This is a genomic window from Janibacter hoylei PVAS-1, from assembly GCF_000297495.1.
Classification (GTDB): Bacteria; Actinomycetota; Actinomycetes; order Actinomycetales; family Dermatophilaceae; genus Janibacter; species Janibacter hoylei.
Window position 1 is genome coordinate 1 of sequence record NZ_ALWX01000101.1, and the last position, 2,919, is coordinate 2,919.

The 2,919-nt window shown below is 60.5% G+C and carries 2 protein-coding genes and 3 pseudogenes; 4 read left to right on the forward strand and 1 reads right to left on the reverse strand.

Annotated features, from left to right (window positions below; genetic code table 11):
- Positions 1 to 90: pseudogene (locus B277_RS17715) on the forward strand (IS6 family transposase); the annotation flags it as partial.
- A gap of 55 nt (positions 91 to 145) precedes the next feature.
- Here B277_RS17715 and intI1 read toward each other — a convergent pair.
- A pseudogene (gene intI1 / locus B277_RS15305) lies at positions 146 to 727 on the reverse strand (class 1 integron integrase IntI1); the annotation flags it as partial.
- Between the two features lie 101 nt (positions 728 to 828).
- Here intI1 and sul1 point away from each other — a divergent pair.
- The 3 genes and pseudogenes from sul1 to B277_RS17725 form a co-directional block, all read left to right on the forward strand.
- Positions 829 to 1,680: a sulfonamide-resistant dihydropteroate synthase Sul1 gene (gene sul1 / locus B277_RS15310; protein ID WP_007929940.1), complete on the forward strand. Its 852-nt coding sequence runs from the start codon at positions 829 to 831 to the stop codon at positions 1,678 to 1,680.
- A gap of 127 nt (positions 1,681 to 1,807) precedes the next feature.
- Positions 1,808 to 2,308 carry a GNAT family N-acetyltransferase gene (locus tag B277_RS15315; protein WP_000376623.1) on the forward strand — a complete coding sequence of 167 codons (501 nt, stop codon included), beginning with the start codon at positions 1,808 to 1,810 and terminating at the stop codon, positions 2,306 to 2,308.
- A gap of 506 nt (positions 2,309 to 2,814) precedes the next feature.
- A pseudogene (locus B277_RS17725) lies at positions 2,815 to 2,901 on the forward strand (IS6 family transposase); the annotation flags it as partial.
- Positions 2,902 to 2,919: the final 18 nt, after the last annotated feature.

Here is a 2,919-nt window from a genome sequence, read left to right on the forward strand (position 1 = left end):
CGCCTTGTGGAGAGAGCTTTTGGCATTGGGCCCTCGGCGCTGACGGAGGCCATGGGCATGCTCAACCACCATTTCGCAGCAGCCGCCTGATCGGCGCAGAGCGACAGCCTACCTCTGACTGCCGCCAATCTTTGCAACAGAGCCCACGCGACAGCTGCTCGCGCAGGCTGGGTGCCAAGCTCTCGGGTAACATCAAGGCCCGATCCTTGGAGCCCTTGCCCTCCCGCACGATGATCGTGCCGTGATCGAAATCCAGATCCTTGACCCGCAGTTGCAAACCCTCACTGATCCGCATGCCCGTTCCATACAGAAGCTGGGCGAACAAACGATGCTCGCCTTCCAGAAAACCGAGGATGCGAACCACTTCATCCGGGGTCAGCACCACCGGCAAGCGCCGCGACGGCCGAGGTCTTCCGATCTCCTGAAGCCAGGGCAGATCCGTGCACAGCACCTTGCCGTAGAAGAACAGCAAGGCCGCCAATGCCTGACGATGCGTGGAGACCGAAACCTTGCGCTCGTTCGCCAGCCAGGACAGAAATGCCTCGACTTCGCTGCTGCCCAAGGTTGCCGGGTGACGCACACCGTGGAAACGGATGAAGGCACGAACCCAGTGGACATAAGCCTGTTCGGTTCGTAAGCTGTAATGCAAGTAGCGTATGCGCTCACGCAACTGGTCCAGAACCTTGACCGAACGCAGCGGTGGTAACGGCGCAGTGGCGGTTTTCATGGCTTGTTATGACTGTTTTTTTGTACAGTCTATGCCTCGGGCATCCAAGCAGCAAGCGCGTTACGCCGTGGGTCGATGTTTGATGTTATGGAGCAGCAACGATGTTACGCAGCAGGGTGACGGTGTTCGGCATTCTGAATCTCACCGAGGACTCCTTCTTCGATGAGAGCCGGCGGCTAGACCCCGCCGGCGCTGTCACCGCGGCGATCGAAATGCTGCGAGTCGGATCAGACGTCGTGGATGTCGGACCGGCCGCCAGCCATCCGGACGCGAGGCCTGTATCGCCGGCCGATGAGATCAGACGTATTGCGCCGCTCTTAGACGCCCTGTCCGATCAGATGCACCGTGTTTCAATCGACAGCTTCCAACCGGAAACCCAGCGCTATGCGCTCAAGCGCGGCGTGGGCTACCTGAACGATATCCAAGGATTTCCTGACCCTGCGCTCTATCCCGATATTGCTGAGGCGGACTGCAGGCTGGTGGTTATGCACTCAGCGCAGCGGGATGGCATCGCCACCCGCACCGGTCACCTTCGACCCGAAGACGCGCTCGACGAGATTGTGCGGTTCTTCGAGGCGCGGGTTTCCGCCTTGCGACGGAGCGGGGTCGCTGCCGACCGGCTCATCCTCGATCCGGGGATGGGATTTTTCTTGAGCCCCGCACCGGAAACATCGCTGCACGTGCTGTCGAACCTTCAAAAGCTGAAGTCGGCGTTGGGGCTTCCGCTATTGGTCTCGGTGTCGCGGAAATCCTTCTTGGGCGCCACCGTTGGCCTTCCTGTAAAGGATCTGGGTCCAGCGAGCCTTGCGGCGGAACTTCACGCGATCGGCAATGGCGCTGACTACGTCCGCACCCACGCGCCTGGAGATCTGCGAAGCGCAATCACCTTCTCGGAAACCCTCGCGAAATTTCGCAGTCGCAACGCCAGAGACCGAGGGTTAGATCATGCCTAGCATTCACCTTCCGGCCGCCCGCTAGCGGACCCTGGTCAGGTTCCGCGAAGGTGGGCGCAGACATGCTGGGCTCGTCAGGATCAAACTGCACTATGAGGCGGCGGTTCATACCGCGCCAGGGGAGCGAATGGACAGCGAGGAGCCTCCGAACGTTCGGGTCGCCTGCTCGGGTGATATCGACGAGGTTGTGCGGCTGATGCACGACGCTGCGGCGTGGATGTCCGCCAAGGGAACGCCCGCCTGGGACGTCGCGCGGATCGACCGGACATTCGCGGAGACCTTCGTCCTGAGATCCGAGCTCCTAGTCGCGAGTTGCAGCGACGGCATCGTCGGCTGTTGCACCTTGTCGGCCGAGGATCCCGAGTTCTGGCCCGACGCCCTCAAGGGGGAGGCCGCATATCTGCACAAGCTCGCGGTGCGACGGACACATGCGGGCCGGGGTGTCAGCTCCGCGCTGATCGAGGCTTGCCGCCATGCCGCGCGAACGCAGGGGTGCGCCAAGCTGCGGCTCGACTGCCACCCGAACCTGCGTGGCCTATACGAGCGGCTCGGATTCACCCACGTCGACACTTTCAATCCCGGCTGGGATCCAACCTTCATCGCAGAACGCCTAGAACTCGAAATCTAACGTCCGTTCGGGCATCGAGGTCCATGTCGGGGTGGGACGGGCCCGTGGCTTCAAGATCACTTGCAGTCCGACCGCGATGTCTTGGTTGCGCGAGAGGTTGTCGATATCCTCCACTTCCATCATCAACCCTGGATAATGCCGCCGCCGTCATCGCCGCCGACGCCCGTGCCGGGCTTTTCGGGCCTGTCAGGCTTGCTCGGCCTTCAGCCTGCCTGGGCGAGATCTCCGGCGGACGGATTAACGGCGGAGCTTCGCCGCCTTTCGTGCGTGTGAAGGCCGAAGATAGTTCTCTCAAAAACATCCGTTTATGAGAGATACCAAATGTCATTTTCAGAAGACGACTGCACCAGTTGATTGGGCGTAATGGCTGTTGTGCAGCCAGCTCCTGACAGTTCAATATCAGAAGTGATCTGCACCAATCTCGACTATGCTCAATACTCGTGTGGGCTCTGTTGCAAAAATCGTGAAGCTTGAGCATGCTTGGCGGAGATTGGACGGACGGAACGATGACGGATTTCAAGTGGCGCCATTTCCAGGGTGATGTGATCCTGTGGGCGGTGCGCTGGTATTGTCGCTATCCGATCAGCTATCGACGACCTTGAGGAATGCTG